The sequence below is a fragment of the Streptomyces sp. NPDC055254 genome (genome assembly GCF_053606025.1).
In genome coordinates, this window is sequence record NZ_JBSGQV010000003.1 from 72,469 (window position 1) to 99,129 (window position 26,661).

13 protein-coding genes and 1 pseudogene are annotated in these 26,661 nt (G+C 73.6%); 6 read left to right on the forward strand and 8 right to left on the reverse strand.

The window, feature by feature from the left end; translation table 11 throughout:
* Positions 1-112: 112 nt before the first annotated feature.
* The 5 genes from ACWFQ8_RS04430 to ACWFQ8_RS04450 all read left to right on the forward strand — a co-directional run bounded on the left by ACWFQ8_RS04430 (position 113) and on the right by ACWFQ8_RS04450 (position 6,800).
* Entirely contained in the window at positions 113-1,519 is a 1,407-nt protein-coding gene (locus tag ACWFQ8_RS04430) for an MFS transporter (RefSeq protein ID WP_453784677.1), read from the forward strand.
* Between the two features lie 8 nt (positions 1,520-1,527).
* Positions 1,528-2,541 (forward strand): TolB-like translocation protein, encoded by a 1,014-nt coding sequence (locus tag ACWFQ8_RS04435; RefSeq protein ID WP_453784678.1) that lies wholly within the window; start codon positions 1,528-1,530, stop codon positions 2,539-2,541.
* An 89-nt stretch (positions 2,542-2,630) separates the two neighbouring features.
* Entirely contained in the window at positions 2,631-3,482 is an 852-nt protein-coding gene (locus ACWFQ8_RS04440) for a metallophosphoesterase family protein (RefSeq protein ID WP_453784679.1), read from the forward strand.
* Positions 3,479-4,156 carry a 4'-phosphopantetheinyl transferase family protein gene (locus tag ACWFQ8_RS04445; RefSeq protein ID WP_453784680.1) on the forward strand — a complete coding sequence of 226 codons (678 nt, stop codon included), beginning with the start codon at positions 3,479-3,481 and terminating at the stop codon, positions 4,154-4,156. Before ACWFQ8_RS04440 ends, ACWFQ8_RS04445 begins: the two co-directional genes overlap by 4 nt.
* Positions 4,157-4,403: 247 nt before the next feature.
* Positions 4,404-6,800: a BTAD domain-containing putative transcriptional regulator gene (locus tag ACWFQ8_RS04450; RefSeq protein ID WP_453784681.1), complete on the forward strand. Its 2,397-nt coding sequence runs from the start codon at positions 4,404-4,406 to the stop codon at positions 6,798-6,800.
* 72 nt (positions 6,801-6,872) lie between these two features.
* Here the strand turns inward: ACWFQ8_RS04450 and ACWFQ8_RS04455 are convergent, their stop codons facing one another.
* The 3 genes from ACWFQ8_RS04455 to ACWFQ8_RS04465 form a co-directional block, all read right to left on the reverse strand.
* Positions 6,873-8,063: a cytochrome P450 gene (locus ACWFQ8_RS04455; protein ID WP_453784682.1), complete on the reverse strand. Its 1,191-nt coding sequence runs from the start codon at positions 8,061-8,063 to the stop codon at positions 6,873-6,875.
* Between the two features lie 212 nt (positions 8,064-8,275).
* Positions 8,276-9,805 (reverse strand): flavin monoamine oxidase family protein, encoded by a 1,530-nt coding sequence (locus ACWFQ8_RS04460; RefSeq protein WP_453784683.1) that lies wholly within the window; start codon positions 9,803-9,805, stop codon positions 8,276-8,278.
* A gap of 379 nt (positions 9,806-10,184) precedes the next feature.
* Positions 10,185-11,078: an NAD(P)-dependent oxidoreductase gene (locus ACWFQ8_RS04465; RefSeq protein WP_453784684.1), complete on the reverse strand. Its 894-nt coding sequence runs from the start codon at positions 11,076-11,078 to the stop codon at positions 10,185-10,187.
* Between the two features lie 143 nt (positions 11,079-11,221).
* Between ACWFQ8_RS04465 and ACWFQ8_RS04470 the strand changes: the two genes are divergently transcribed.
* On the forward strand, positions 11,222-12,226 hold the full coding sequence (locus tag ACWFQ8_RS04470) for a GlxA family transcriptional regulator (protein ID WP_453784685.1): 1,005 nt from the start codon (positions 11,222-11,224) through the stop codon (positions 12,224-12,226).
* 8 nt (positions 12,227-12,234) lie between these two features.
* Here ACWFQ8_RS04470 and ACWFQ8_RS04475 read toward each other — a convergent pair whose 3' ends face one another.
* From ACWFQ8_RS04475 to ACWFQ8_RS04495, 5 genes and pseudogenes are all read right to left on the reverse strand, one after another.
* Positions 12,235-12,651, reverse strand: coding sequence for a YybH family protein (locus tag ACWFQ8_RS04475; RefSeq protein WP_453784686.1), 417 nt, complete (start codon positions 12,649-12,651; stop codon positions 12,235-12,237).
* Between the two features lie 183 nt (positions 12,652-12,834).
* Positions 12,835-13,170: an SDR family oxidoreductase gene (locus ACWFQ8_RS04480; RefSeq protein ID WP_453784687.1), complete on the reverse strand. Its 336-nt coding sequence runs from the start codon at positions 13,168-13,170 to the stop codon at positions 12,835-12,837.
* Positions 13,167-14,546 carry an FAD-dependent oxidoreductase gene (locus tag ACWFQ8_RS04485; RefSeq protein WP_453784688.1) on the reverse strand — a complete coding sequence of 460 codons (1,380 nt, stop codon included), beginning with the start codon at positions 14,544-14,546 and terminating at the stop codon, positions 13,167-13,169. The genes ACWFQ8_RS04480 and ACWFQ8_RS04485 overlap by 4 nt, the downstream gene beginning before the upstream one ends.
* A 53-nt stretch (positions 14,547-14,599) precedes the next feature.
* The gene (locus ACWFQ8_RS04490; protein ID WP_453784689.1) at positions 14,600-21,088 is read right to left on the reverse strand and encodes a thioester reductase domain-containing protein; all 6,489 of its coding nucleotides are present in this window, start codon (positions 21,086-21,088) and stop codon (positions 14,600-14,602) included.
* Positions 21,089-21,116: 28 nt separating this feature from the next.
* Positions 21,117-26,543: pseudogene (locus ACWFQ8_RS04495) on the reverse strand (SDR family NAD(P)-dependent oxidoreductase); the annotation flags it as partial.
* Positions 26,544-26,661: the final 118 nt, after the last annotated feature.

A 26,661-nucleotide genomic window follows, 5' to 3' on the forward strand; every position in this document is an offset into this window, starting at 1 on the left:
GGCGGCAGCGATTCCCGCCGTACGCACCACCGTTGGCCCGTACGCCGACTATGTTCTCACCCGTACGTTCGAGTGGGACCTCGCAGACCGCCGGCACCGGGAGCGCCTGAGCATGTACCTCGCGGACCGCTCCGCCCCCGGCGGAGCGAAGACCGCCCCGGACCGGGCGCCCGGACGCGCCCGCGCGGTCGCCCCCGCCGTCCTCGCCCTGGGCGCGGTCAGCCTGATCACCGACGTCTCCTCCGAGATGGTCACCGCCGTCCTGCCCCTTTACCTGATCGCCGGGCTGGGCCTGAGCCCGCTCGGCTTCGGGGCCCTCGACGGCCTGTACAACGGGGTCAGCGCCCTGGTGCAGCTGACCGGCGGCCACCTGGCCGACCGGGTCCGCAACCACAAGCTGATCGCCGGCCTCGGCTACGGCCTGTCCGCCCTGTGCAAGCCGCTGCTGCTGTTCGCCCACAGCCTGGGGCCGGTGAGCGTGGTCCTCGCGCTGGAACGCACCGGCAAGGGCCTGCGCACCGCCCCGCGTGACGCGCTGATCTCCCTGTCCGCACCCCCGGAGTCACAGGGCCGCGCCTTCGGCGTGCACCGGGCCATGGACACCACCGGCGCGCTGCTCGGGCCGCTTGCCGCCTTCCTGATCCTGAGCGTGGCGGCCGACGGCTACGACGCCGTCTTCGGTGTGAGCGCGTGCGTGGCGGTGCTCGGTGTCGTGGTGCTCGTGCTGTTCGTGCCGGGCTCCCCGCCGTCCGGCGCTTTCGACCCGTCCGGCCCGTCCGACCCGTCCGACCCGTCCGACCCGTCCGGCCCGTCCGTGCCCGGCCCCGCGCGGCGCCGCCCGGGGGCACGGGGCGGCGGCGGGTGCGCTGGTCGCGGACGGGGGCCCGGCGCGCGCGAGGCCCTGGCCCTGCTGCGGCTGCCCCGGCTGCGCGCGCTGGCGGCCTGCGCCGCCCTGCTGGGCCTCACCACCGTCAGCGACGCCTTCGTCTACCTGCTGCTCCAGGACCGGGCCGGCGTCGGCGAGCGGTGGTTCGCGCTCCTGCCGCTGGGCACCGCCGCCGTGTTCCTGCTGCTGGCCGTCCCCGCCGGGGCCCTGGCCGACCGCATCGGGCGGCGCACGGTGTTCCTCACCGGACACGCCCTCCTGCTGGCCGGGTACGGGCTGCTGCTGTGGTCCCCCGACTGGCCGGCCCTGCCCTACCTCGTCCTCGCCCTGCACGGCATGTTCTACGCCGCCACCGACGGCGTGCTGCCGGCCGCGGTCGCCGCCACCGTCCCCGGCCACCTGCGGGCCACCGGCCTGGCCGTGGTCGGCACCGGCCAGGCACTGGCCCGGTTCGGTTGCTCCCTGGCCTTCGGCGCGGCCTGGACCCTGTGGGGCGCGGGCCCGGCCCTCGCGGCGGCGGCGGGCGGCCTGCTCTGCTGCGCGGTCGTGGCCGGCTTCGCCCTGCGCCCGGCGCCCCCGACCCCAGCCCCCGACCCGCCCGCGGACCGTAGCGCCGCGGACCGACGCCCGTGAGGAACCCGATGACCCCATCGCGCCGCCTGCTCGTATTCGCCGCGGCGGTACTGCTCCTCGCGGCCCTGGGGACCGTCCTCGTACTGCGCGCCGCCTCCCGCGCCGAGCAGCCGCGCGCCGGCGCCCCGGTGATCGTCCCGGGCCCGGTCACCCTGGCCCGGCCGGACACGCTGGCCTTCCTCAACGGCGGCCGCGGCCCCGGGCGGGGCGCCCTCGTGACGGTCCCGGTCCAGGAGCCGCAGGCCGGGCGCGCCGCCTCCGCGCTCGACTGCCGGCGCTTCCACGCGGCGGCCGGAACCGGGGTGTGCCTGCGCTCCGCGCCGGGCGCGCTCGCCCAGGACAACACGGCCGTCGTCGTCGACGCCGACCTGCGCACCCGGCGCAGCTTCCCGCTGGCGGGGACGCCCAGCCGGGCCCGGGTCTCGCCCAGTGGCCGGTTCGCCGCCTGGACCGTCTTCGTCTCCGGAGAGTCCTACGGCGCCGCGTTCTTCTCCACCCGCACCGCGATCGTGGACACCCGTACCTGGGCGCTCGAACCGGACCTGGAGAAGTTCAGCGTCCTGCTGGACGGCCGGTCGTACAGCTCGCCCGACGTGAACTTCTGGGGCGTCACCTTCGCCCGGGACGACGACACCTTCTACGCCACGCTCGCCACCGCCGGCCAGACCCACCTGGTCAAGGGCTCGGTCTCCGGGCGGACCGTCACCACCCTGGCGAAGAACGTCGAGTGTCCGTCGTTGTCCCCGGACGAGACCCGGGTCGCGTACAAGAAGCGGGTCCGGCCCGGCGCGTCGCTGTGGCGCGAGCACGTCCTGGACCTGGCGACGCTGCGCGAGCACCCGCTGGCCGAGAAGCGCAGCGTGGACGACCAGGCCGCCTGGCTCGACGACCGCACCCTCGCCTACGCCCTGCCGGCCGAGGACGCCGCGGACGGCACGGACCTGTGGACCGTCCCCGCCGACGGCACCGGCGCTCCGCGCCTGCTGGTCCGCGACGCGTCCTCCCCGGCCCGGCTCGGCTGACGGCCGGCCCCGCCGTCCGAGGGCCGACGTACTCTTGATCGAACGACCGGCTCGCCGGACTCGTCCCACGGCGTCGAAGGGAACACCCCATGCACGGGGGCAGTTTGTTAGCCATCAGCGACCTGCACATCGGCTACCGGGAGAACCGCGAGTTCACCGAGGCGCTGCGGCCCCGGTCGGACGAGGACTGGCTCATCGTCGCCGGCGACATCACCGAGAACTACGCCGACTTCGAGTGGGCGGTCCAACACCTCGCCGGACGCTTCGCCAAGGTCGTCTGGGCACCGGGCAACCACGAGTTGTGGACGCACCCCTCCGACCCGGTCGACCTGCGCGGCGCGGCCCGGTACGAGCGCCTGGTGCGGCTGTGCCAGGAGCACGGCGTGGCCACCCCGGAGTGCCCTTACCCGGTGTGGCAGGGGCAGGGCGGACCGGTCACGGTCGCCCCGCTGTTCCTGCTGTACGACTACTCCTTCATGGCGCCGGGAGCCACCACGGTCGAGGAGTCGCTGCGCATCGCCTACGACGCCGGCGTGGTGTGCAGCGACGAGATGCTCCTGCACCCCGATCCCTACCCGGACCGGGCGGCCTGGTGCCACGCCCGGGTGGAGCTGACCCGGGCCCGCCTCCGGGCCGTTGCGGCCGACCGGCGGACCGTACTGGTCAACCACTTCCCGCTGCTGCGCGAGCACACCCGCATCCTGCGCTACCCCGAGTTCGCGCAGTGGTGCGGCACCGAGCTGACGGCCGACTGGCACCGGGAGTTCCGGGCCGCCGCGGTGGTCTACGGGCACCTGCACATCCCCCGGGTGACCTGGCACGACGGGGTGCGCTTCGTGGAGGCCTCGGTCGGCTACCCCCGGGAGTGGCGCGGCAGGCCCACCCGGCCGGGCCTGCGGCAGATCCTGCCCGTGCCCGACGCGGAGGAGGGGCCCCGGTGATAGCGGAGCTGGTGCCGGCCGCGGTGGCCACCGCGTGGCGCCCCGACGACTGCGAGCCGGTGTCCCTGTTCCCCGAGGAGGCCGCCGCCGTCGCGAACGCGGTCGACAAGCGGCGCCGGGAGTTCTCCACCGTGCGGCTGTGCGCGCGACTGGCGCTGAGCCGGCTCGGGGCACCGCAGGCGCCCCTGGTCCCGGGGCACCGCGGAGCGCCGAGCTGGCCGGAAGGGGTCGCCGGGAGCATGACCCACTGCGAGGGGTACCGGGCGGCGGCGCTGGCCAGGACGGCCGACGTGTGGTCGCTCGGCATCGACGCCGAGCCGGCGGGACCGCTGCCGGAGGGCGTCCTCGACGCGGTGTCGCTGCCCGGGGAACGCCGCCACCTGGCCGCTCTCGCCGCCCGTGAACCGGGGGTGCCCTGGGACCGGTTGCTGTTCAGTGCCAAGGAGAGCGTCTTCAAGACCTGGTACCCGTTGGCCCGGCGCGAACTGGGCTTCGACGAGGCGGAACTGCACTTCGTACCCGACGGTCCGGGCCGGGCGGGGACGTTCACCGCGCGGCTGCTGGTCCCGGGGCCGGTCGTCGGGGGGAGCCGGCTGGAGCGCCTCGCCGGCAGGTGGGCGGCGCGCGACGGGTTGGTGCTCACCGCGATCGTCCTACTGCGGCACGGGAGTTGAGCGCGGCCCGGGGACGACCCGGACCGTACTTCGGTTGGCCCGAATCAAGCCATATAGCGTTTCGGCCACGTCGAAAACTTGACTGAGGACTTGGCTCATGTGTCACTGGTGAGCGTGGTATTCGCGATCATGGTCGTGTGCCGGCCCGGACGCGGGAGGCATCCGGGGGCACCGGCGTCGGTGGACCACCTTCGGCTTCGGAATGATCGCTTGCAAGGCCTTTAGTGATCTTGTAATGGGGGAAGCGATGCGGTTTCGGATGCTGGGTCCGCTGGAGGTCGTCGACGGCGACCGGTCGGTGGGGCTGGGAGGAACGAGGCAGCGCGCGACCCTCGGATTCCTGCTGCTCCACGCCAACCGCGTGGTGGCCAGCAGCCAGTTGATCGAAGCGCTCTGGCCGGCGGGGAGGGCGCCGCAGTCGGCGCGGAAAATCCTCCAGAACTCGGTGTGGCGCCTGCGCAGGGCCCTGAACCTGAGCGAGAGCGCCACGGGGTCGGTGGCGCTCCTGAGCCAGGCCCCCGGGTACATGCTGCGGGTGGACCCCGACCGGACCGATCTCCACCATTTCAAACGCATGGTGGAACAGGGGCGCGCGAAACTGGCCGCCGGATTCCCGGAGGCGGCCACCCTTCCCCTGCACGACGCGCTCAGTCTGTGGCGCGGTCCGGTATTGGCGGACCTGGTCGAGGCGGGAATCGACTGGCCCGAGCTGATATCCGTCCAGAATGCGCGACTGGACGCCTTGGAGGACTATTTCGAGGCGGAATTGGCGTGCGGACACCACCACCGGGTGCTCGTGGAACTGGAAAGGACCGTGACCACCGAGCCGCTGCGGGAGCGGCTGCTGGGTCAGCTCATGCTCGCGCTCTACCGCTCCGGCCGGCAGACGGACGCGCTGGAGGTCTACTACGGCGCGCGGACGGTGATGGTGGAACGGCTCGGCCTCGAACCGGGTCACCAGCTGCAGGCCCTGCAGCACGCGATCCTGATGCACGATCCCGAGCTCGTCCCGGACGGCATGCGCCGGCAACTGGAGCAGCGCATGACGGGCACCCCCGCCGCGGCGCCGGAGCCCGCTCCGCCGCCCGCCACCGCCGCCCCGGCCCCGGCCCCGGACCCCATATCGGTACCCCCGTCCACACCCGCGCCCGCCGGGTCGCGAGCGGCCGAGGGGAAGCGCCCGGACGGATCGACGGGCGAGGCGCCGCCGACGCCGCCCCGGACCCTGGTCGCGGAGCGCAAGGAGGTCAGCGTCCTCATCGTCCGCGTCCAAGTCGCGCAGGAACCGCACGCGTTCGACGCCGAGGAGATCGACGCGCTGGTCGAGCGGGCGGCGGTGACCGTCCGCGAGGAGGTCGAGTGCCTGGGCGGCACGGTCGTGGCGGCGATCGGCTCGATCCGGCTCGTGCTGTTCGGTGTGCCCCGCGCGGGGCAGGACGACGCGGAGCGGGCCGTCCACGCGGCCCTCACCGTCCGCGACAGGCTGGCAGCGCCGACGGGACCGGGCGACACGGCCCCGGCGTCGAGCGGGGAAGTCAGCGTCCAGGTCGCGGTCGCCACGGGAGAGGCCCTCGTCCGGTACCAGCCCGACGCCGGCGGCATCCCGCCGTCGGTCAACGGAGCGCTGCTCGACGAATGCCACGCCCTGCTGTCCCGCACGCCCGCCGGTGAGGTCCACGTCTGCGACAACACCCGCCGGCTGACCGAGTTCGCGTTCACCCACCACCGCGACGCCCCCTCCGCCGGATGGCGGGTCGGGGGGTTCCGCCAGGAGTACGTGGCGCTGCACGCCGTCCCGGTCATCGACCGCGAGTACGACCTGGACGTGCTGCGGGGCCTGCTGCGGCGCACCCGGTACCTGTCGGCGCCGCACCTGGTCACCGTGCTCGGGGAACCGGGCGTCGGCAAGACCCGCTTCGTCATGGAGTTCGAGCGCCGGGTCGCTGCCGACCCGGAAGCGGTCCGCTTCCTGGTGTCGCGCGTACGGCCCGCCGGCGACCGGCACCCGCTGGAGGCCCTGCACGACCTGCTGCTGTCCTGCTGCGGGGTCCAGCCGGCCGACCGGCCGCAGACGCGCACGGCCAAACTGGCCGCCACCGCGCACCGCCTGTTCGCGTCCGAGGAGGACCGCGGGTGGCTGCTGTCGTGCCTGGGCCCGCTCGCCGATCCGGACTCCGCCCCGGCGGCCACGGGCGATGTGCTGGCGGCGGCACGGCAGTTGCTGGCGGAGACGGCGGCGCGGGGCCCGCTGGTCGTGGTCTTCGAGGACCTGCACTGGGCGGACGAGACGCTGACGGACTTCGTCGAGGACCTCACGAGGTCGGTGGGACCGCTGCCGCTGTTCGTGATCACCACCGCGCGGCCCGAGCTGCTCAAGCGGCGACTGGAGTGGGGCGCCGGCAACCGGCACGCCCTCACCCTCACCCTTGAGCCGATCTCCGACGCCGCCGTCGACCGGCTGCTCGAATTCCTGACGTCCACGACGGACAGCGTGCTGAAGAACTCCGCCGGCGGCCTGCTGCGGGCCATGGTCGACGGCGCCGGTGCGCAGCCGGCGGTCCGGCGCGGCCAGTTGCGCAGGATCCTGGCCTCCGGATCGGCCTCCCTGCGGGACGAGAGGTGCTCCGGCGTCAACGGCGGCTAGCGCTGTGACCGGCAAGCCACGGCACTGGGAACGTCCTCCCGCAGCGCTGCGCCGGACCTCCTCATCTCGGTGTCATCGGGTCACGCGGATCGGCAGCACCCGCGGCGAGACGATCTGCCACGGGTTCTCGTACTCCGTCGTGCCGTCCGGGTCCACCCGGATGTCCCGGTAGCGGTCCATCATGATGTTCAGGGCGATCCTGGCCTCCATCCGGGCCAGCGGCGCGCCGAGGCAGAAGTGGATGCCGTGCCCGAAGACCAACTGGCCCTGGTTGTTGCGGTGGATGTCGAACCGGTCGGGATCGGGGAAGCGGGCCGCGTCGCGGTTGCCGGCTCCGATCCACGGGGTCACGAGCTCCCCGGCCTTCACGGCGTGGCCGCCGATCTCGGTGTCGGTCGTGGTGATCCGCGCCAGGCGGGGGAACGGCGGGCGCAGGCGCAGGATCTCCTCGATGGCGCCGGGCAGCAGGTCGCGGTCGGCGCGCACCGCGGCGCCGATCTCCGGGTGCTCCTCGAAGAGCAGCACGGCGTTGCCGATGAGCGCCAGAGTGGTGGCGTGGCCGGCGAACATCGTCAGGCCGATGACGCCCACGATCTCGCCGTCGGCCAGCGGCTTCCCGTCGATCTCGGCCTGGGCGAGCCGGGTGATCACGTCATCGGCCGGCTCCAGGCGCCGGCGCCGTACGTGCTCCAGGAAGTACGCGTTCATCTCGCGCACGGCCGGGACGACTTCGCTCTCCATGAGGTCCGGCGGAACGGTGGCGGCGTCCACGGTGCCCAGGGCCTCGCCCCACACCTTGAACAGCGGCTCGTCCTCGATGGGCAGCCCGAGCATGTCCGCGATCACCGTGATCGGCAGGGGGTAGGCGAGCGTGTCGATCAGGTCGAAGGCGTCCGCGTCGCCGGCGGAGTCGAGCAGCGTGTTGGTGATCTTCTCGATCCGCGGCGCCAGCCCGGCCACGGCCCGCGCGGTGAACACGGAGCTGATCACGGAGCGCAGCTGCCGGTGGCGGGGCGGGTCCGTCGTGACCAGGTTGCCCATGTCGAAGAAGTCGAGGTCGGGCTGCGGAGGGTTGAAGGCCCCGGCGGTGTCGGAGGAGAAGGTGGTCGTGTCCGCCATGATCCGCGCGATGTCGGCGTAGCCGAAGACCTGCCAGCCCTGTTCTTCGTCCCGGTACACCGGCTGGGTGTCGAGCTTGGTACGGAACCAGGCGAACAGCGACTCCGCCGGATCCTTTGCGAGGGTGTCCGAAGTAATGGTCATCTTCCCGAGCCTATAGTCGGCGGACGTGTGCGTCCGGAGCGTTGGATGGGCAATTCCGAGGCAATTCCGCGGCAATTCAGAAGCGCTTCCGCAGGGATTCCCAGGCCGTTCCGGAGGGGTGCGGCCTTGATACCGGCAGCGGACCGCGGTCCGCTGCCGGTGTTCTCAAAGAGCTTCGGACGACCGCCCGGAGACCGGCGGAAGAGCGCCGGTCAGAGGGACCGGAGCGAGCGGTAGTTCCGGTGGTTCGCCCGGGGGACCGACAGGCCGGCCGCACTCGCCGCGACGGCCGGCGCGGGGGTGTTCAGGGTGGGGGATCCGGCGACGCGCAGACCGGACTCGATGGCCCCGTCCATGTAGCCGCTCCAGCCGTCGGCGATGTCACCGCCGGCGAACTTGACCCGGCCGAACGGGCGGTTGATGTCGCGGTGCAGGCGCGTGAGCTGGAACGGCTGGCGGAATACGCCGACGCCCAACGCGAACTCGTCGGTGTGCCAGTCGGTGGCGGTGTAGTCCACCAGCTCGGCGTCCGGGATGATCTGCTTCACGGCGGCCTCGACCTGCGCCCGGTTGTTGACGTCGAAGGTGTCCTTCACGCTGAAGGCCACGGTGTGCTGGCCCTCGTTGAGCCGGCCCATGATGCAGATCGGGTAGCCCTCGGGGGCCTCCGCGATGAAGCGGTCGGCCGGCCGGCGCAGGTTGAGCCAGAGCTTCTTCTCGTGCGGCACGCCGAAGCCCTGGCCGGTTGCCAGCCGGTGGGACTCGGGCAGCGGCGGGTCGAACTGGATCGTCTTCCACACGTTCACCGGCACGGCCATGATGACCTCGCCGGCCTGGTACTCCGCCCCGCTCCGGGTGGTGACGCGGACCCGGCCGCGGTTCTGGACCACGGACGCGACCGGCGAGTTGAGCTTCAGGGTCGGCGCGGCGTCATTGAGGATGGCCCCGACCAGGGAGATCGTGCCCGTCTGGGGGCGGTAGGTGTTCAGGCCGTGGAACTCCTCGAAGGTCCCGCCCGCGAGGGCCCACCACTGGGCGAGGTGGCTGAACGCCCCGCGCCGGCTGGACCCGCCGAACAGCGAGGTGGTGCTCGTGAGGCGGATCTCGTCCTCGGGCGCGTAGTTCAGCTGGTCGAGCCGGTCGCGCAGGGAGTACTGGTCCATCTGGCGGACCAGGGCCTCCTGGTGGAACGGCTCGTAGGGCCGGTCGAAGGCCTGTGTCGCACCGTCGAAGAACGGGGTGAACAGCTGCCCCTGGCGCTCGTAGGCCTCGGTCGGGTCGTACTCCTGGAACCCGGTCAGGGTCGGCAGGATGGTGCGCTCGACGCCGGTGTCGGCGATGATCGGGATCCGGTAGCGGTTCAGTTCCCGCCAGACGTGGGGCTGGCGGCGGTCGACCCAGGTGCCGCCGCGCTCGATCTGCTGACCCTGGAAGGTGTCCGTCCAGGTGCGTCCGCCGATGCGGTTGCGCGCCTCCAGCAGGAGGACCCGCTTGCCCTGCGCCCGCAGCTCGCGGGCGGCGGTGACACCGGCCAGGCCGGCGCCGACGACGATGACGTCGTACTCGCGGCGTGTCTCGGCGGCCGCGGGGCCCGCGACGGCCAGGCCCGCGGCGGCGGCGAGCGTGGCGGTTCCCGCCGCCTTCAGGAGCGTGCGACGCGGTAGGTGCGTCGCGGTCCCGTTCGTTCCGGAAGCCGCGTTCGCGGTCGCTGATATCGGGCCGCGATCGATCGTACTTCTCACGATTCTCCTTGGTGTGTCGCCGGCGCGAAATGCCGCGCACTTCCTTGGCCCGACGGAATGTCGAGAGACCAATGACTTTCACCGCGTCCGACCGTGGGTCGCGGTGCGGTCCGGAAAGCGCGGCCTCAACGTAGCCGAGCAACGGCGATTTCCAGTCACACCCGGGTAATTCCAGTCCCTGCGGGTCATCGGACCGGTAATCGCGCCGCGTGAGAGGTGGGGAGGGAGCAGTGAGATGTTTGTTCCGGCAGCCGGGGCAGAACGACGCCGCGCCGCTCCGGGGCCGGTACGGAGGCCTCGGAACGGCGCGGCGGACGCACCCGCGGGGTACGGCCGGAAGCCGTACCCCGCGGTGGACGGGCGGTGAGAGCCGGTCAGGTCACGCGTTGGGCTTGCGGAACTGCTCGATCAGAGCGGCGTAGCTGCTGCCGGCGTGGCCGTCGGCCACCGCGCGGTCGGTCAGGGCCTTGAAGAAGCGCGGCAGCTCGGAGTTGATGCCGAGCGTCTCGCTCTCCTCGGCGAGGTGCTCCAGCGCCTCCTGGTGGACCGTGATGGTGGCGTCGTCGGCCGGGTACTCGCCCGCGTCGATCTGGGGGGCGTAGGCGGTGACGTACTCGGTGACCACGTTGATCATCGTGTTGGCCAGCGGGGCGAAGGTCGTGGCCTTCACCTTCGCGGTGCCGAGCAGGGCGGCGCCCTGCAGGAAGCCGTTCAGGATGCCCCACATGATGCCGAGCAGCGACATGTCGTAGAGCGCGGACAGGCCGTGGTCGGCGTCGAGGTACGTGGTGCCCGCGGCGCCGAGGCTGCCCAGGGTGGCCTGGTGGGCCTCGAAGGCCTCCTTCGGGCCGCTGTAGAGCAGAACGGCGGCGTCGGTGGCGATGTCCGGCGGGATGGCCATGATCGCGCCGTCGAGGTAGACGACCTCGTGCTGCGCCGCCCACGCGGCGGTCTCGCGGGCCTGGGTGGAGGTGCCGGTCGTCAGGTTGACCAGGACCTTGCCCTTGAGGGCCCCGGCCAGCGGGTCGAGCAGTCCGCGCACGGCGGTGTAGTCCGAGACGCAGACGACGACCAGCGGGCTCGCCGCGATGGCGTCCTCGACCGAGCCGGCGAGGGTGGCGCCCTGGGCGACGACCGGCTCGGCCTTGGCGGCCGTGCGATTCCACACGGTGGTGGGGTGACCGTCCTTGGTGAAAGCAGAAGCCAGGGCCTGGCCCATCAGTCCGAGACCGATGACCGTCACCGGCGCCTGGGCCGCATTGGTGTTCGTCACTACGTACTCCCGTTCAGTTCACTGTGAAATCTGGCGTCGCGGCGATGGCCGATCTGCTTACCGGCACGATCGCATCGACCGAATGGGCGTCGACAGTGGCAGCAGTGCCCCATGTCGAAAAATTCCTGCCATAGACTCGCGCCATGAGTCCTGGGTCTGTCGCGATAGCGATCATCAACGACACGGATATGCAGGTGTGCGAGGTCTACGAGACGGCCATCGCCTACGCGGTGTTCGGCCATCCCCAGCCGGATCTGGTCGACCCCTGGTACGACCTGTTGCTGTGTTCCGTTTCCGGGTCCCCCGCAGGTGGAGCGCGGGGATTCTCCGTACGCGCCGAGCACGGCCTGGACGAACTCGTCACGGCGGACACCGTGATCGTCCCTTCCGTTCCCGACCCGGTCGTCTCCCGCGGCGAGGCGCTCCCCGCCGCGTTCGTCGACGCCCTGCGCCAGGCGGCCCGCAACGGCGCGCGCATGGTGTCCCTGTGCACAGGGGCCTTCGCGCTCGCCGAAGCCGGCCTCCTCGACGGCCGCCGCGCCACCGCGCACTGGACGAACACGGCGGACCTGGCGAAGCGTTACCCCCGGGTGGAGGTCGACGACTCGGTGCTGTACATCGACGAGGGCGATGTCCTCACCAGCGCCGGCATGTCCGCCGGGATGGATCTGTGCCTGCACCTCGTACGACGTGATCTGGGTGCCCACGTGGCCAACCAACTGGCCCGCAGGATGGTGGTGTCCGGCCACCGGCCCGGCGGCCAGTCCCAGTTCGTCGACCTGTCCGTCCCCGTCACCGATGACGACGGGCTCGGACCCGTGCTGGACTGGGCCGCCCAGCACCTCGACGAGCCGCTGACGGTCGACCGGATGGCGAGGTACGCGGGGCTGAGCACGCGGACCTTCTTCCGCCGGCTGCAGGCCGTCACCGGCATGACCCCGCTGAAGTGGTTGCTCCACCAGCGCCTGGTCCGGGCCCAGTCCCTGCTGGAGACCACCGACCTGCCGATCGAGCGGATCAGCGAGCACAGCGGTCTGGGTACGGCGGCCAACCTGCGCCGCCACTTCACCCTGCACGTGGGCGTCACACCCACCGATTACCGGCAGGCCTTCGGAGCGGCCGCCCCGGCGCGGCGCCGGAGCGGCTGACACGGTCCTCAGCCCTCGGCGCCGTAGGGACCGCTGGCGCCGTAGGGGTTGTCGATGACGTAGCGCCAGTTGCCGTCCTCGCCGCGGTGCAGGACGTCGATGGCGGTGCCCTCCAGGTGCTCGGGCTCGCCGTCCGGGGACGTGGTCTCCATGGACCACTCCACGACCAGCATCGCGGTGTCGCCGTTGACGATCGACTGGAGGACCGTCGCCTCGACCGTCGGACCGTACGACATGAAGTCCTTGACCTTGTCGCGCCGGGCCTGACCGGACAGCGGCACGCCCGGGTCCCACACGCCGACGGCGTCCTCGGTGTACATGGCGTTGACCGCGTCCACGTCGCCGGAGTTGAAGGCCTCGCCGAACAGTTCCTGGTGCTTTTCGATGTCGCCGGCCAGATAGCGGGCGTTGGTTTCGCTGGCCATGGTGAGCGCTCCGTTTCGTCGTCCGTCGTTGGGCATCGGGCCGTATGTCGATACGTCCCACGGTACTGACCGTCCGTCACCGGACGGCAATCCCGGAGTAATAGCAGCCGGTCAGCGTGGTAGATCCGGCGGTTACCGGGCTGAGATCGGTGTCGGACTCCCCTTCGGGAAACCGGTCGGAATTCAGCCGGAGCCCGGCTCCGCTTCTGGCCATTCGGTCTCGGCCACGTCCAGCGTCCGCGCGGACAGGAACACGAAGCGGTCGACGCCCGCGCCGGTGGCGAGCCGGGTGAAGTCCGCCAGCAACTGGGCCGCGTCCGCACCCTGTTCGTCCACCACGTAGACGGCTTCCACGCCCTCGACGGCGGGCGCCCAGGTCTCCCTGTCGTGCCAGTCGAAGTGCTGGGCGCCGGACCGGGAGGCGATCCGCGGCGTCCGGCCGCGCTCGGCGAGCCGGCGCGCCACGCGGCGTCCGGTCTTGCCCGTGCCTCCCAGCACCAGCACGGGTGCTCCGCTCACAGCGACCCGTCCTGCGCGGCCGGAGCCGCTGCCGGGACCGGAGCCGACGCCGCCAGCACGGCCGCCTGGACCTCCGGAGCCGCGAGCGCGGACGGCGGGTCGACCAGGAAGACCACCCGGGCGTAGGCGGTCAGCAGCGAGTGGTCCCGCGTCGCCGCCTGCAGCAGGCTGTCGATGTACGCCTGCTCCTCCAGCAGTTCCTCGGTGCGCTCGCCCTCGACGCCGGGGAAGGCGAGGTCCGCGCCGGTGGTCATGGACCACACGTTGTCCACGGCCCGCTCCGCGAGATCCGTGAAGTACGCCCCGGCGCTCGGCGCACCGGGCCGGGACACGTGGTCGCGCAGCACGGTCGCCCCCAGCGCGGCGACGGTCATGCCCTGCCCGTAGACCGGGTTGAAGCTGCACACCGCGTCGCCGAGGACGAGCAGCCCGGCGGGGAAGGAGGCCATCCGCTCGTAGCGGCGGCGCAGGTTGGCCGGGAAGCGGTACGCGATCGGGTCGGCCAGCGGCTCGTGCTCCCGCACCGTGTCGTAGATGTCCGGCGCGGACAGCGACTTGAGGAAGTCCAGGAACCCCTCGGAGTCGTTGGGCGGGTACGCGCCGAGGATGCCGTACGCCGTCACCACGGCGCGGTCCCCCTCGATCTTGGCGCAGATGGCGCCGCGCGGTGTGGTCGGCGAGGCCACCACGTCGATGGAGATCTCGTCCACCATCTGGTCGGGCGACAGCCGGAAGTACTGCGTGGCGTAGCCCACGCTGATCTTCTGCTGGTCCTCCCCGACCTCGGGGTAGCCGAGCTCCTTGAGCCACGCCGGGGTGCGCGAGCGCCGCCCCGTCGCGTCCACGACCAGGTCCGCCGCGAGCGTGCGCTCGGCGCCGTCGTGCGCCACGGTCACTCCGGTGACCGCGGCGTTGTCGTCCGAGGTCAGCAGGCCGGCTATGTCGTGCCGGTCCAGGAACGTCACGTTCCGGACCGCGCGCACCCGGCGCCGTACGGCCTGCTCCAGGTGCGGTCGGCTCATCGACAGCAGCAGCATGTCCGAATGGGGCTTCGGCATGAGCTGCCCGTCCATCAGCCAGCGGACGTTGCCGGTGACGTCGCCCGCCACGGCTCCGGTGGCGACCAGCTCGTCGGTGATGCCGGGGAGCAGCTCCTCGATGATGTGCCGGCCCCGCGCCAGCAGGGCGTGCACGTGCTGCCCCTGCGGGACGCCCCGCCGCGGGCAGTCGTGCGCGCCCGAGCAGTCGTGGTCCCCGAGGTCGTCGCGGTCCACCACCACCACGTCGGTGTAGGAGTCCGCGAGGACACGGGCCGCCAGCAGCCCGGCCATGCTCGCCCCCAGCACGATCGCGCGGTTTCGATCAGCATTCGCCACGGTAGTCGTCTCTCCTTGTGTCGATCGGGCCGACTGACGCGGCCCTGTGCGGCTCATCCGCCGGTCTTCGGGAAGTAGCCGCCCGTTACGAAGAAATCCACGTAGTTCTCGAACAGCTCGCGGTCGATCTGCGGGCAGGTGATGCCGGTGCCGGCCAGCGCGAGCTCGGTCTCCGTCACGTCCATCGGCGGATAGGTCGCCCGGCCGTCGCCGGCCATGATGGCCTCGAAGGCGTCGAGCAGCGGGGTGAGCGCGTTGTCGCGGTCGGCCCGCACCAGCTCCCGCCACGCGTCCCACGGGAGCTCGGGCAGCTCGTACCCGTACGCCCTCAGGTGGCCGACGAAGTCGGCGAAGGCCTGGGTCTGCTCGTTGTAGAGGTGGAAGGTGCGGTTCGCGGTCTCCTCCCTCGACGAGAGGTTCACGATCGCCCCGCTGACGTAGTCCACCGGGACCATGTGGAACACCCCGGCGAGCCGGTCCGGCACGGCGCCGGCCTGGAGCAGGCCCTTGAGGCTCAGCCAGACGAAGTCCCGCGTCTGGCAGGCGCCCGTCCCGCGGTCGCCGCAGACCACGTCGACGCGGTACATCGAGACGGGGATGCCCCGCTCCCGGGCGAGTTCGATGGTCTGCTCGGCCACCCACTTGCTCTGCAGGTAGCCGTTCCACAGGGAGGCGGCCGGCCCCGTCGGCTCGTTCGCCTTGACCGGTACGGGCTCCCCGTCGCCGGCGGGTTCGGGGAAGACACCGGTCGTCGACACGTAGTGCACCGGAACGGTCCGGTGCCGGGCCGCCAGCCGCAGCACCTCCCGCGTACCGCCCACGTTGGCCTGCCGCAGCTCGGTGTACGGGCGCAGCCAGCTCACCGTCGCACCGGCGTGGTAGACCACGTCGACCCGGCGGGCCAGATCGTCGAACCGCTCCTCGGCCAGCCCCAGCAGCGGCGCGGCGAGGTCGCCGACGACCACCGAGACCCGGTCCAGGTCGACCTCGTCGATGACCCGGTACCAGGCGAGGTTCTCCCGCAGCCGGCGCGCGGCGTCGGCCTCGTCGGCCCCGCGCACCAGGCAGTGCACCCGCGCCGTGGTCGACCGCATCACGTCGCGCAGCAGGAACGCGCCGAGGAATCCGCTGGCGCCGGTCAGCAGCACCTCGCGGGGGTTCGTGGCCACGAGGCTGACGGTGTCGGCCGCCCGCACGTCGTCGGGGAGGTGGACCTCCGCGGGGAAGTCCACCGCGACGGGGCCCGCGGGCCCGTCCCCGGGCGCCGCGGCCAGGAGCAGGGCGCACAGGTGCTCGGCCAGCGCGGCCGGCGTGGGGTGCTCGAAGACCACCGAAGCCGACAGCCGCGCGCCCGTCGAGACGCCCAGCCGGTTGCGCAGTTCGACGGATATCAGCGAGTCGAAACCCAGTTCGGAGAAGAGCCGGTCCGCCTCGATCGCGCTCGCGTCCGCGTGGCCGAGGACCAGCGCGACCTCGGCGCGGACGAAGTCGAGGACCACCTCCCGCTGCCGCTCCCCGGACAGTCCCGCCAGGCGCTGGTCCAGGGAGACGGCCTCGGCGACGGTGTCCTGCGCCGAGTGGCGCCGCGTCGTGCGCGCCAGCGCGCCGAACACGAGCGGCACCTGCCCGCCCCGGGCCCGCAGCGCGGACACGTCGAGGGGGGAGGCCACGACGGCCGCCCGGTCGAGGCGCAGCGCGCTGTCCATCAGCCCCGGACCCGCCTCCTCGGCCACCGGCAACATGCCGGTGCGGGCGATGCGCTTGAGGTCCGCCTCGCCGAGGCCGCCGCCCATGCCGCCGGCGGCGGTCCACAGGCCCCAGGCCAGCGAGGTCGCGGGCAGCCCCCGCGCGACGCGGTGCTCGGCGAGCGCGTCGAGGAAGGTGTTGGCCGCGGCGTAGTTGGCCTGACCGGGGCCGCCCACGACACCCGCGATGGAGGAGAACAGGACGAAGGCCGACAGGTCGTGGTCGCGGGTGAGTTCGTGCAGGTTCCACGCCGCGTCCACCTTGGGACGCAGTACGGCCGCGAGCCGGTCGGGGCCCAGGACCGTGATCAGCCCGTCGTCGAGCACACCGGCGGTGTGCACGACCCCGGTGAGCGGGTGCTCCGCGGGGATGGTGGCCAGCAGTGCGGCGAGGGCGTCGCGGTCGGCGACGTCGCAGGCGGTGACCGTCACCTTGGCGCCGAGTTCGGCGAGCTCGCCCGCGAGCTCCTCCGCGCCGGGAGCCGCCGGTCCGCTGCGGCTGACGAGCAGCAGCTGGGAGACGCCGTGCGTGCGCACGAGATGGCGGGCGAACAGCGCGCCGAGGGCGCCCGTACCGCCAGTGACCAGCACGGTGCCGCCGCGTCGCCAGGGACCGGTCGCCGGCTCCGGTTCCGTCTCCGGGGGCGCGAGCCGGGCCAGTCGGGGGACGAACACCGCCCCGGCGCGGATGGCGGCCTGCGGTTCGCCGGACGCGAGGACGGCGGGCAGCGCCGCCGCCGACGCCGGGTCGTCGTCCAGGTCGACCAGCACGATCCGGCCGGGCATCTCCGACTGCGCCGAGCGCAGCAGCCCCCATACCGGGGCGGCGACGAGATCGGACACACCGGCGTCCCGGTCGGCCCCCCGGCCGGTGGACACGGCGCCCCGCGTCACGACGACCAGCGGGGTGTCGGCGGACCGCTCGTCCGAGGGCCAGGTCCGGGCCAGTTCCAGCGCCCGCCGCGCGGCCTCGTGCGCCCGGGCCGCCACGTCACCGCCCGGTGCGTACGCGAACGGGGCGAGCAGGGCGTCGAAGGCGGCGGGCGACTCCAGGGCCGCCCCGACATCGGCGAACCGCGCACCGGGCAGGAGGCCGTCGCCGTCGGCGTCGCTCTCCAGCACCGCCCACGCGCCGCCCTCGCTCGTCCGCGCCGCCACCGTGATCGGATTCCAGGCGACCTGGAACAGGGAGTCCTGTGGACGCGACCGCGCCGAGGCGATCTCCTCCTGCGCGACCGGCCGGGTGACGGCCGCGGCGATGGACGCGACCGGCCGGCCGGACAGGTCGGCCAGGCGCACCGTCAGCGCGCCGTCGGGCTCCGGGGTGATCCGCACCCGGACCGCGGACGCCCCCACCGCGTGCAGCCGGAACCCGCGCCAGTGCGCGACGACCCCCGACCGACCGGAGGCGAGCACGGTGCCCTGCACGGCGGCGTCCAGCAGCGCCGGATGCAGCCCGAACCCGTCGACCGGAGTGCCCTCCGGCAGCCGTACCTCGGCGAACAGCTCGCCTTCCCGGCGCCAGACCGAGGACAGGCCCTCGAACGCGGGACCGGCGGAGAAACCGGCCGCCGCACGGCGCGCGTAGACCGGTTCCAGCGCCTCCGCGCCCGCGGGCGGCCACGCCCCGAACTCGAACGCAGCCTCGCGCCCGCCCGGGCTCAGCGCGCCGGACGCGCTCACGGTCCACGCGGGGTGCTCCTCATCGGCCCCCGTGTGCACGGTGAACCCGCGCCGACCCGTCTCGTCCGGGGCGCCGACCACGATCTGGACCTGCAGCCGTCCCCGCTCGGGCAGCACCACCGGCCGGCGCACCACCAGCTCGTCCACGACGGCGCACCCGAGCTCGTCGCCCGCCCGGACCAGCATGTCCAGCAGCGCCGACCCCGGCAGTACCGGCGCACCGAAGAGGGCGTGCCCGGCGAGCCACGGCTGGGACCGCGGCGACAGCCGGCCCGTGAAGACCATCTCGTCCCGCCCGGCCACCTCGACCGCCGACTCCAGCAGCGGATGGTCGGCCGCCGAGGCGCCGCGGCCCGGCGTCCCGGCCGGGGCCGCGGCGGACTCCACCCAGTACCGCTCCCGCTGGAACGCGTACGTCGGCAGGCTCACCGGCCGGGGCCGCGCCGGGGCGAAGAACGACCGCCAGTCGACGGGGACCCCGGCGCTCCACAGCCGGCCCAGGGCGGTGACCGCGGCCAGGGGTTCGGGCATCCCCGTCCGGACGGCGGCAACCGCCAGAACGGGCCCCCGGTCGGCGACGCAGTCCTCGACCATCGCCGACAGCACCCCGGCGGGGCCGAGCTCCAGCGTGGTGGTCACGTGCTGCGCGGCGAGGGTACGGACCGCGTCGAGGAAGCGGACCGGCCGGCGCACCTGGTCGATCCAGTACTCCGGGGAGCGCAACTGCTCCTCGGTGGCGACCGATCCGGTGACCGTGGACACGATCGGGACGGTCGGCGCGCTCAGCGTGACACCGCGCACGACCCGGCCGAACTCCTCCAGCATCGGCTCCATCAGGGGCGAGTGGAACGCGTGGCTGACCGACAGCCGCTTGGTCGCACGCCCCCACCCGCGCACGGTGGCGGTGATGTCGGCGACCGCCTCCTCGTCCCCGGACACCACGGTCGAGGAGGGGCCGTTGACCGCGGCGATGCCGACGGCACCCGTACGGGCGTCGACCAGCGGCTGGACCTCCTCTGCCGTGGCGTGCAGCGCCACCATCGCCCCGCCCGCCGGCAGGGCCTGCATCAGCCTGCCCCGGGCGGTGACCACGGCAGCCGCGTCGGCGAGCGTCAGGACGCCCGCCACGTGCGCGGCGGCCAGCTCGCCGATCGAGTGGCCGGCGAGGAAGTCGGGCCGCACGCCCCACGACTCGGCCAGCCGGAACAGCGCCACCTCGACCGCGAACAGCGCGGGCTGCGCGTATCCCGTCTCGTGCAGCCGGTCCCCGGCCGCGACGACCTCGCGCAGGGGACGGTCCAGGTGCGGGTCGACCTCGGCGCACACCGCGTCGAAGGCCTCGGCGAACACCGGGAACGCCGCGTGCAGTTCCAGGCCCATCGCCACCCGCTGGCTGCCCTGTCCGGTGAACAGGAAGCCCAGCTTGCCCGTCCTCACCGTCCCCGTGGCGCCGGCGGCACCGCCCCCGTCCAGGGCGAAGGAGCGCAGCCCGTCCAGCAGCGAGCCCGCGTCCGTGCCCGTCACCGAGGCGCGGTGCTCCAGCCCGGCCCGGGTCGTCGCCAGCGCGTACGCGATGTCCCGCGCCGCGAGGTCCGGGTTCCGCTCGACGTGGGCGAGCAGGTTGCGGGCCTGGGCGCGCAGGGCGCCCGCGCTCCTGGCCGACAGGATCCACGGCACGGCCGGCAGCTCCGCCGCCCCGGCGGGCGTCTCGGCCGCCTCCGGCTCGGGTGCCTGCTCCAGGATCACGTGCGCGTTCGTACCGCTCACCCCGAACGCCGACACCGCCGCCCGGCGCGGACGGTCCGTACGCGGCCACTCCCGCTGCTCGGTGAGCAGCTCGACCGCACCCGCCGACCAGTCGACCAGCGGCGTCGGCTCGTCCACGTGCAGGGTCTTGGGCAGCACGCCGTGCCGGATCGCCTGGACCATCTTGATCACACCGCCGACACCGGCCGCGGCGACCGAGTGCCCGATGTTGGACTTCAGCGAACCCAGCCACAGCGGACGCTCCGGCGGGTGCGCGGCGCCGTACGTGGCCAGCAGCGCCTGGGCCTCGATGGGGTCGCCGAGCCGGGTGCCGGTGCCATGGGCCTCGACCGCGTCCACGTCGGACGCGTCGAGCCGGGCCTCGGCGAGCGCCTGGCGGATCACCCGCTCCTGGGACGGCCCGTTGGGTGCGGTGAGGCCGTTGGACGCGCCGTCCTGGTTGACGGCCGACGCCCGCAGCACGGCGAGGACGCGGTGCCCGTTCTTCACGGCGTCGGAGAGCCGCTCGATCAGCAGCAGGCCCACCCCCTCCGACCAGCTGGTGCCGTCGGCCGCGCCGGCGAAGGACTTGCACCGGCCGTCCGCGGCCAGACCGCGCTGCCGGGAGAAGTCGACGAACCCGCCGGGCGTCCCGCTGATCGTCACGCCGCCGGCCAGGGCCAGGCGCGACTCGCCGCTGCGCACGGACTGCGCCGCGAGGTGGAGGGCGACCAGCGACGACGAGCACGCCGTGTCCACCGTGATCGCGGGGCCCTCGAAGCCGAACGAGTACGAGACCCGGCCGGACACCACGCTGCTGAGCTTGCCCGTCATCAGGTAGCCCTCCAGCTCCGTGGGCCCCTGCAGTCCGAGGTACGTCTGGTCCACGGCGCCGACGAAGACGCCGACGTTGGCGGCCTGCAGCGACGTCGGGTCGATGCCCGCCTGCTCGAAGGTCTCCCACGCGGATTCGAGCACCACGCGCTGCTGCGGGTCCATGGAGACGGCTTCGCGCGGGGAGATCCCGAAGAAGCCGGCGTCGAAGTCCGCCGCCCCGTCCAGGAAGCCGCCCTCGCGGGTGTACGAGGTACCGGGCGTGTCCGGGTCGGCGTCGTACAGGCCGTCCAGGTCCCAGCCCCGGTCGGTGGGGAACTCGGAGATGCCGTCGCGGCCGTCGGTGACCAACCGCCACAGGTCGTCGGGCGAGGACACCCCGCCGGGGTAGCGGCACGCCATCCCGACGATGGCGATCGGCTCCTCCCGCCCCGACTCCAGCTCCGCGATGCGGTGGCGGGCCTTCTGGAGGTCGGCCGTGACCCATTTCAGATAGTCGGCCAACTTCTTTTCATCTGCCATGTGGCGACTCATATCCTTCTCGTGGCGGCAGTTCGGGACATCAGTTGCTGGCCCGGCCGAGTTCGTTGTCGATGAAGTCGAGGAGCTCCGCGGTCGAGGCCGACTCCAGGGAACCCACCGGCTCCGTCTCGCCGGGCGTCCCCCAGGCCTCCATCCACCGCGAGAGGATGGTCTGGAGCCGGACGGTGATGTGGGCGCGGTCGCCGTCGTCGTCCGTCGCCGCCGCCGACAGGACGTCCTCCAGCTTGTCCAGTTCGGCGAGGACCGGGGACTGCGGCGCGGGCTCCTCGCCGGGCGCCGCCGTGGCGAGCAGGAAAGCGGCGAGCGCCGCCGGCGTCGGATGGTCGAACACCACGGTCGCCGGCAACCGGGCGCCGCTCACGGCCCCCAGCCGGTTGCGCAGCTGCACGGCGGTGAGCGAGTCGAAGCCGAGCTCCTGGAACGGCCGCTGCGCGTCGACGGCCGCCGCGTCGCGGAAGCCGAGCACGACGGCCACCTCGCCGCGCACCAGGTCGAGTACGAACTCCTGCCGCTCGGCGCCGGCCATCCCGGCGAGCCGCACGGCGAGCGGGACGCCGCCGGTGGCGCCGGTCCGGGCCGTCCGGCGGGCCCCCGCCCCGGCCAGGCCCCGCAGCAGCGCCGGTATCCGGTCGCCCGCGCGGACGGCCGCCAGGTCGAACGGCGTGGCGGTCAGCGCGGCGGCGTCCACGGTGAGCGCGGCCTCGAACAGGGCCAGCCCCTCCTGCGCCGAGACCGGCACGAAGCCGTCGCGGGCGAACCGCGACCGGTCGGCCTCGGTCAGCCCCGCGTTGATCCCGCCCGCCACGTCCCACAGGCCCCATGCCAGCGAGGTGGCGGGCAGTCCCTGCGCCCTGCGCCCGAGGGCCAGCGCGTCCAGGAACGCCCCGGCGGCGGCGTGGTTGGCCTGGCCGGGGCCGCCGAACACCCCGACGAGCGAGGAGAACAGCACGAAGGCCGACAGGTCGCTCCCGCGGGTCAGCTCGTGCAGGTGCCACGCGGAGTCCGCCTTGGCCCGCAGCACCGACCGCACCTGCTCGTCGGTCATCGAGGGGATCAGGTCGTTGTCCAGGACGCCCGCCGCGTGCACGACAGCGGTCAGCGGGTGCTCGGCGGGAACCTCGGACAGCAGCGCCTCGACGGCGTCGCGGTCGGCGACGTCGACGGCCGCGATCCGCACCGTCGCGCCGAGGCCGGCGAGTTCCTCGCGCAGCAGCTCGGCGCCGGGGGCCCGCTCGCCGCGGCGGCTCGCCAGCAGCAGGTGGGTGGCCCCGTGGTCGGTGACGAGGTGGCGGGCGACCGCCGCGCCCAGGGCGCCCGTACCGCCGGTGATCAGTACCGTGCCCGCCGGCCCCCAGACCGGGGCCCGTTCGGGCCGCACGGCGTCGGGGGCGACCCGGCTCAGCCGGGGGACCAGGATCCGGCCCTCCCGTACGGCGGCCTGCGGTTCGTCCGAGGCGAGCAGGGAGGACAGCGTCCGCGCGGCCACCCGCTCCGTGTCGGCGTCCACGAGCACGATCCGGTCCGGGTTCTCCGACTGCGCGGACCGGACCAGGCCCCAGAGCGCCGCCGCGTCGAGGCGGAGCTCGTCCCTCTCCGCCGCGGCCACCGCGCCCCGGGTGACGAGCACCAGCCGGGAGTCGGCCAGGCGCTCGTCGGCCAGCCACTCGCGCAGCAGGGCCAGCACGGTCCGGGTGCTCCGGTGCACGCTGTCGACGACGCCCGCGGCGCCGCCGTCGTCCCCGGTCGCCGGCTCCTGGTGGACGAGGAGGACCGGCGCGGGCGCACCGGACTCGACCGCCCGGCCGGCGGCCGCGAGGTCCTCGTAGTGCGGGACGCCGGACTCCCCGTCCGGTATCCCGCCCAGGGTCGCCCAGGACACGGGCGCGTCGGGCTGCCGGGAGGAGAGCGCGGTCCAGGCGAGCCGGTGGAGCGCGCGCAGGGGCCCGGAGGCGCCGACCAGGTCCGCGGGTGCGGCTTCGCGCCGGACCACCGACTCGGCGGTGGCCACCGGCACGCCGTCCGCGTCGGTGAGCAGCACGGACACGGCGCCGTCGGCCAGCGGGGTGAGCAGGGCGCGCACCGAGGTGGCGCCGGGGGTGTGCAGCCGTACGCCGCGCCACCGCACCGCGAGGCGCGGCGCGGCGGGGGCCCGGTCCGCCGGGGTCGCTCCGGTGTCGGTGGACAGGGCGGCCTGCAGGAGCAGCGGATGGATGCCGTAGTTCCCCGGATCCGCGGCGAACTCCTCCGGGAGCCGGACCTCGACGGCGCGGGCCAGGGCCTCGGGCGCCGTCGGGAAGGCCGTCACGCCGTCCTCCTCGCGGAGCGTTCCGGTGGCGACCCTGGTCCACTCGGCGGTGTTCGCGTCGGGCCGGGCGTGCACGGTGACCGGCCGCCGGCCCGTGTCGTCCGGCGCGCCTACCCGCACCTGGAGCGGCACCTCGCCGGAGTCCGGCACCGCGAGGTGGGCCGTCACCGTCAGTTCGTCCAGGACCGGACTGCCGACCTCCCCGCCGGCCCTGATCACCGCGTCGACCAGCGCCGACGCCGGCAGCACCGGGGTGTCGGACAGCGTGTGCTCGACCAGCCAGGGCTGCGCCTGCACCGAGACCGGGCTGCTGAACAGCACCTCGTCGGCGCCGGCCACGGCGACCGCCGTACCGAGCAGGGGGTGGTCCGCCGGGCCGGGCCCGGAGCGGTGCGCGGCCGCCGACGGCTCCAGCCAGTACCGCTCGCGCTGGAAGGGGTAGGTCGGCAGGTCGATCGCCCGCGCGCCGGTGCCGGCGAAGAAGGCGGGCCAGTCGACGGCCACCCCGCGTACGTGCAGCTGCCCGACGGCGTTGATCAGGCCGCGCGACTCGGAGTGCTTGCTGCGCATCGCGGGGATCGCGACGGCCCCCCGCTCGACGCCGGTGGCGGCCAGCGCCGACAGGACGCCGTCCGGGCCGAGTTCCAGGAACGTGGCCACGCCCTCGGACTCCAGGGTCCGTACCGCGTCGAGGAAGCGCACCGATCGGCGGACCTGGTCCACCCAGTAGTCCGGCGTGATCCACCGGTCGCCGTTCTCGACCTGGCCGGTCACGGTGGACACGATCCGGATCTTCGGGCGGTGGAAGGTCAGCCCGCGCGCGATCGTACGGAACTCCTCCAGCATCGGGTCCATGCGCGGCGAGTGCGAGGCGTGGCTGATCGGCAGCCGCTTGATGGAGCGGCCCCGCTCCTTCCAGACGGCCGCCACGGCGAGCGCGGCGTCCTCGTCGCCCGAGACGACCACGGAGTCCGGGCCGTTGATCGTGCCGATCACCGCCCGGCCGCTGTCGCCCAGCGTCGCGAGGACCTCCTCCTCCGTCGCCTGGATGGCGATCATGGCGCCGCCCTCGGGCAGCGCCCGCATCAGCCGTCCGCGCGCGGTCACCAGCGTGGCGGCGTCGGCCAGCGAGAGGACGCCCGCGACGTGCGCGGCCATCAGCTCACCGGTGGAGTGGCCCATGACGAAGTCCGGGTGCACGCCCCACGCCTCGAACTGGCGGAACAGCGCGACCCCGACGGCGAACAGCGCCGCGAGGGTGTAGTCGATCTTGTCCAGCTCGTCGCCCGAGTCGATGACGGTACGCAGCGGACGCGGCAGGTGCTCGTCCAGCGCGTCGCACACCTCGTCGAACGCGGCGGCGAACACCGGGAAGGCGGCGTGCAGTTCCTGCGCCATCCCGATCCGCTGGGCGCCCCCGCCGGTGAACATGAAGGCGGTCAGACCGTCCTCCTGCACCCCGCGCACGGCGGCCGGATCGTCAGCGGCCAGGTCGGCGAGGCCCTGTACGAGCTCCTCGCGGTCGGCGGCGACGACCACGGCCCGGTGCGGCAGCGCCGATCGGGTGGTGGCCAGCGACAGCGCGGCGTCCAGGTGACCGACGTCCGGGCGCCGGGCGAGCAGCGAACCCAGTTCGCGGGCCTGGTCGCGCAGCGCCTCCGCGGACTTCGCCGACAGCACCCACGGCGCGAGCGGCAGGCTCACCCCGGCCGCCGGGGCGGGGTCGGGCGCCTGCTCCTCGGCGTCGGCGGCCTCGGCCGGGGCCGGGGCCTCTTCGAGGATGACGTGCGCGTTGGTGCCGCTGAACCCGAAGGAGGACACGGCGGCGCGGCGCGGGCGGCCCGTCCGCGGCCATTCCCGGGCCTCGGTGAGCAGGGAGAGCGCGCTGGTGTCCCAATCGATGTGGGGCGTGGGCTCCTCGGCGTGCAGGGTCCGCGGGAGCACGCCGTGCCGGATGGCCTGCACCATCTTGATCACGCCACCGACGCCGGCGGCGGCCTGGGAGTGCCCGATGTTGGACTTCAGCGAGCCCAGCCACAGGGGCTGGTCCGCCGGGCGGTCCTCACCGTAGGTCGCCTCCAGGGCACTGGCCTCGATCGGGTCGCCGAGGGTGGTGCCGGTGCCGTGCGCCTCGACCACGTCGACGTCCGAGGGGGACAGCCGGGCGTTGGCCAGGGCCTGCCGGATCACCCGCTCCTGGGCGGGGCCGTTGGGCGCGGTGAGGCCGTTGCTGGCGCCGTCCTGGTTGACGGCCGAACCCCTGAGCACGGCCAGGACCGGGAGGTTGTCGCGCCGCGCGTCGGACAGCCGGGCCACCAGCAGCATGCCGACGCCCTCGGCCCAGCCGGTGCCGTCGGCGGAGGCGGCGAAGGAGCGGCACCGGCCGTCGGGGGACAGTCCGCGCAGCCGGGAGAACTCGACGAACGGCATGGGCGTGGCCAGCACCGTCACGCCGCCCGCCAGGGCGAGGTCGCACTCCCCGCGGCGCAGCGCGGCCGCCGCCAGGTGCAGGGCGACCAGGGACGAGGAGCAGGCGGTGTCGACGGTGACGGCCGGGCCCTCCAGGCCGAAGGTGTACGCCAGCCGACCGGAGGCCACGCTGCCGGCGCTGCCGCTGTACAGGTAGCCCTCGAACTCCTTGGGCGGCAGGTACGGGCGCGATCCGTAGTCGTTGTACATCGCCCCGACGAACACGCCCGTACGGCTTCCGCGCACCGCGTCCGGGACGATCCGGGCCCGCTCGAACGCCTCCCACGCCGTCTCCAGCAGCAGCCGCTGCTGGGGGTCGGTGGCCAGGGCCTCGCGGGGCGACATCCCGAAGAACTCGGGGTCGAAGCGGTCGGCGTCGTGCAGGAACCCGCCGTGCCTGGTGTAGGACTTGCCCACCGACTCGGGATCGGCGTCGTAGAGGTCCTCGGACCACCCGCGGTGTTCGGGGAAGGGCGACACGGCGTCGACGCCGTCGGCGACCACCTGCCACAACTGCTCCGGAGAACTCACGTCGTGGGGGTAGCGGCAGGCCATGCCGACGATCGCGATCGGCTCCTGCTCCCGCTCCTCCACCTCGCGCAGGCGCTTGCGGGAGGCGCGAGCGTCGGCGACCGCACGCTTGAGGTACTCGCGGAGTTGGTTGTCGTCAGTCACGTGGTCTCAGCTCCATACTCGTGTGCGCCGGGGCGCAGGGGGTTCAGTCGAGTTCGTCGATGAGGGGTCGAAGTTCTCTTCGGCGGTCGCGGACAAGCGATGCTGTCGCTTTGCA

Coding starts and splice junctions, on each gene's coding strand:
- ACWFQ8_RS04430 (WP_453784677.1), top strand. CDS start 113: ATGTACCTCGCGGACCGCTCCGCCCCCGGCGGAGCGAAGACCGCCCCG.
- ACWFQ8_RS04435 (WP_453784678.1), top strand. CDS start 1,528: ATGACCCCATCGCGCCGCCTGCTCGTATTCGCCGCGGCGGTACTGCTC.
- ACWFQ8_RS04440 (WP_453784679.1), top strand. CDS start 2,631: ATGCACGGGGGCAGTTTGTTAGCCATCAGCGACCTGCACATCGGCTAC.
- ACWFQ8_RS04450 (WP_453784681.1), top strand. CDS start 4,404: ATGCGGTTTCGGATGCTGGGTCCGCTGGAGGTCGTCGACGGCGACCGG.
- ACWFQ8_RS04455 (WP_453784682.1), bottom strand. CDS start 8,063: ATGACCATTACTTCGGACACCCTCGCAAAGGATCCGGCGGAGTCGCTG.
- ACWFQ8_RS04470 (WP_453784685.1), top strand. CDS start 11,222: ATGAGTCCTGGGTCTGTCGCGATAGCGATCATCAACGACACGGATATG.
- ACWFQ8_RS04475 (WP_453784686.1), bottom strand. CDS start 12,651: ATGGCCAGCGAAACCAACGCCCGCTATCTGGCCGGCGACATCGAAAAG.
- ACWFQ8_RS04490 (WP_453784689.1), bottom strand. CDS start 21,088: ATGAGTCGCCACATGGCAGATGAAAAGAAGTTGGCCGACTATCTGAAA.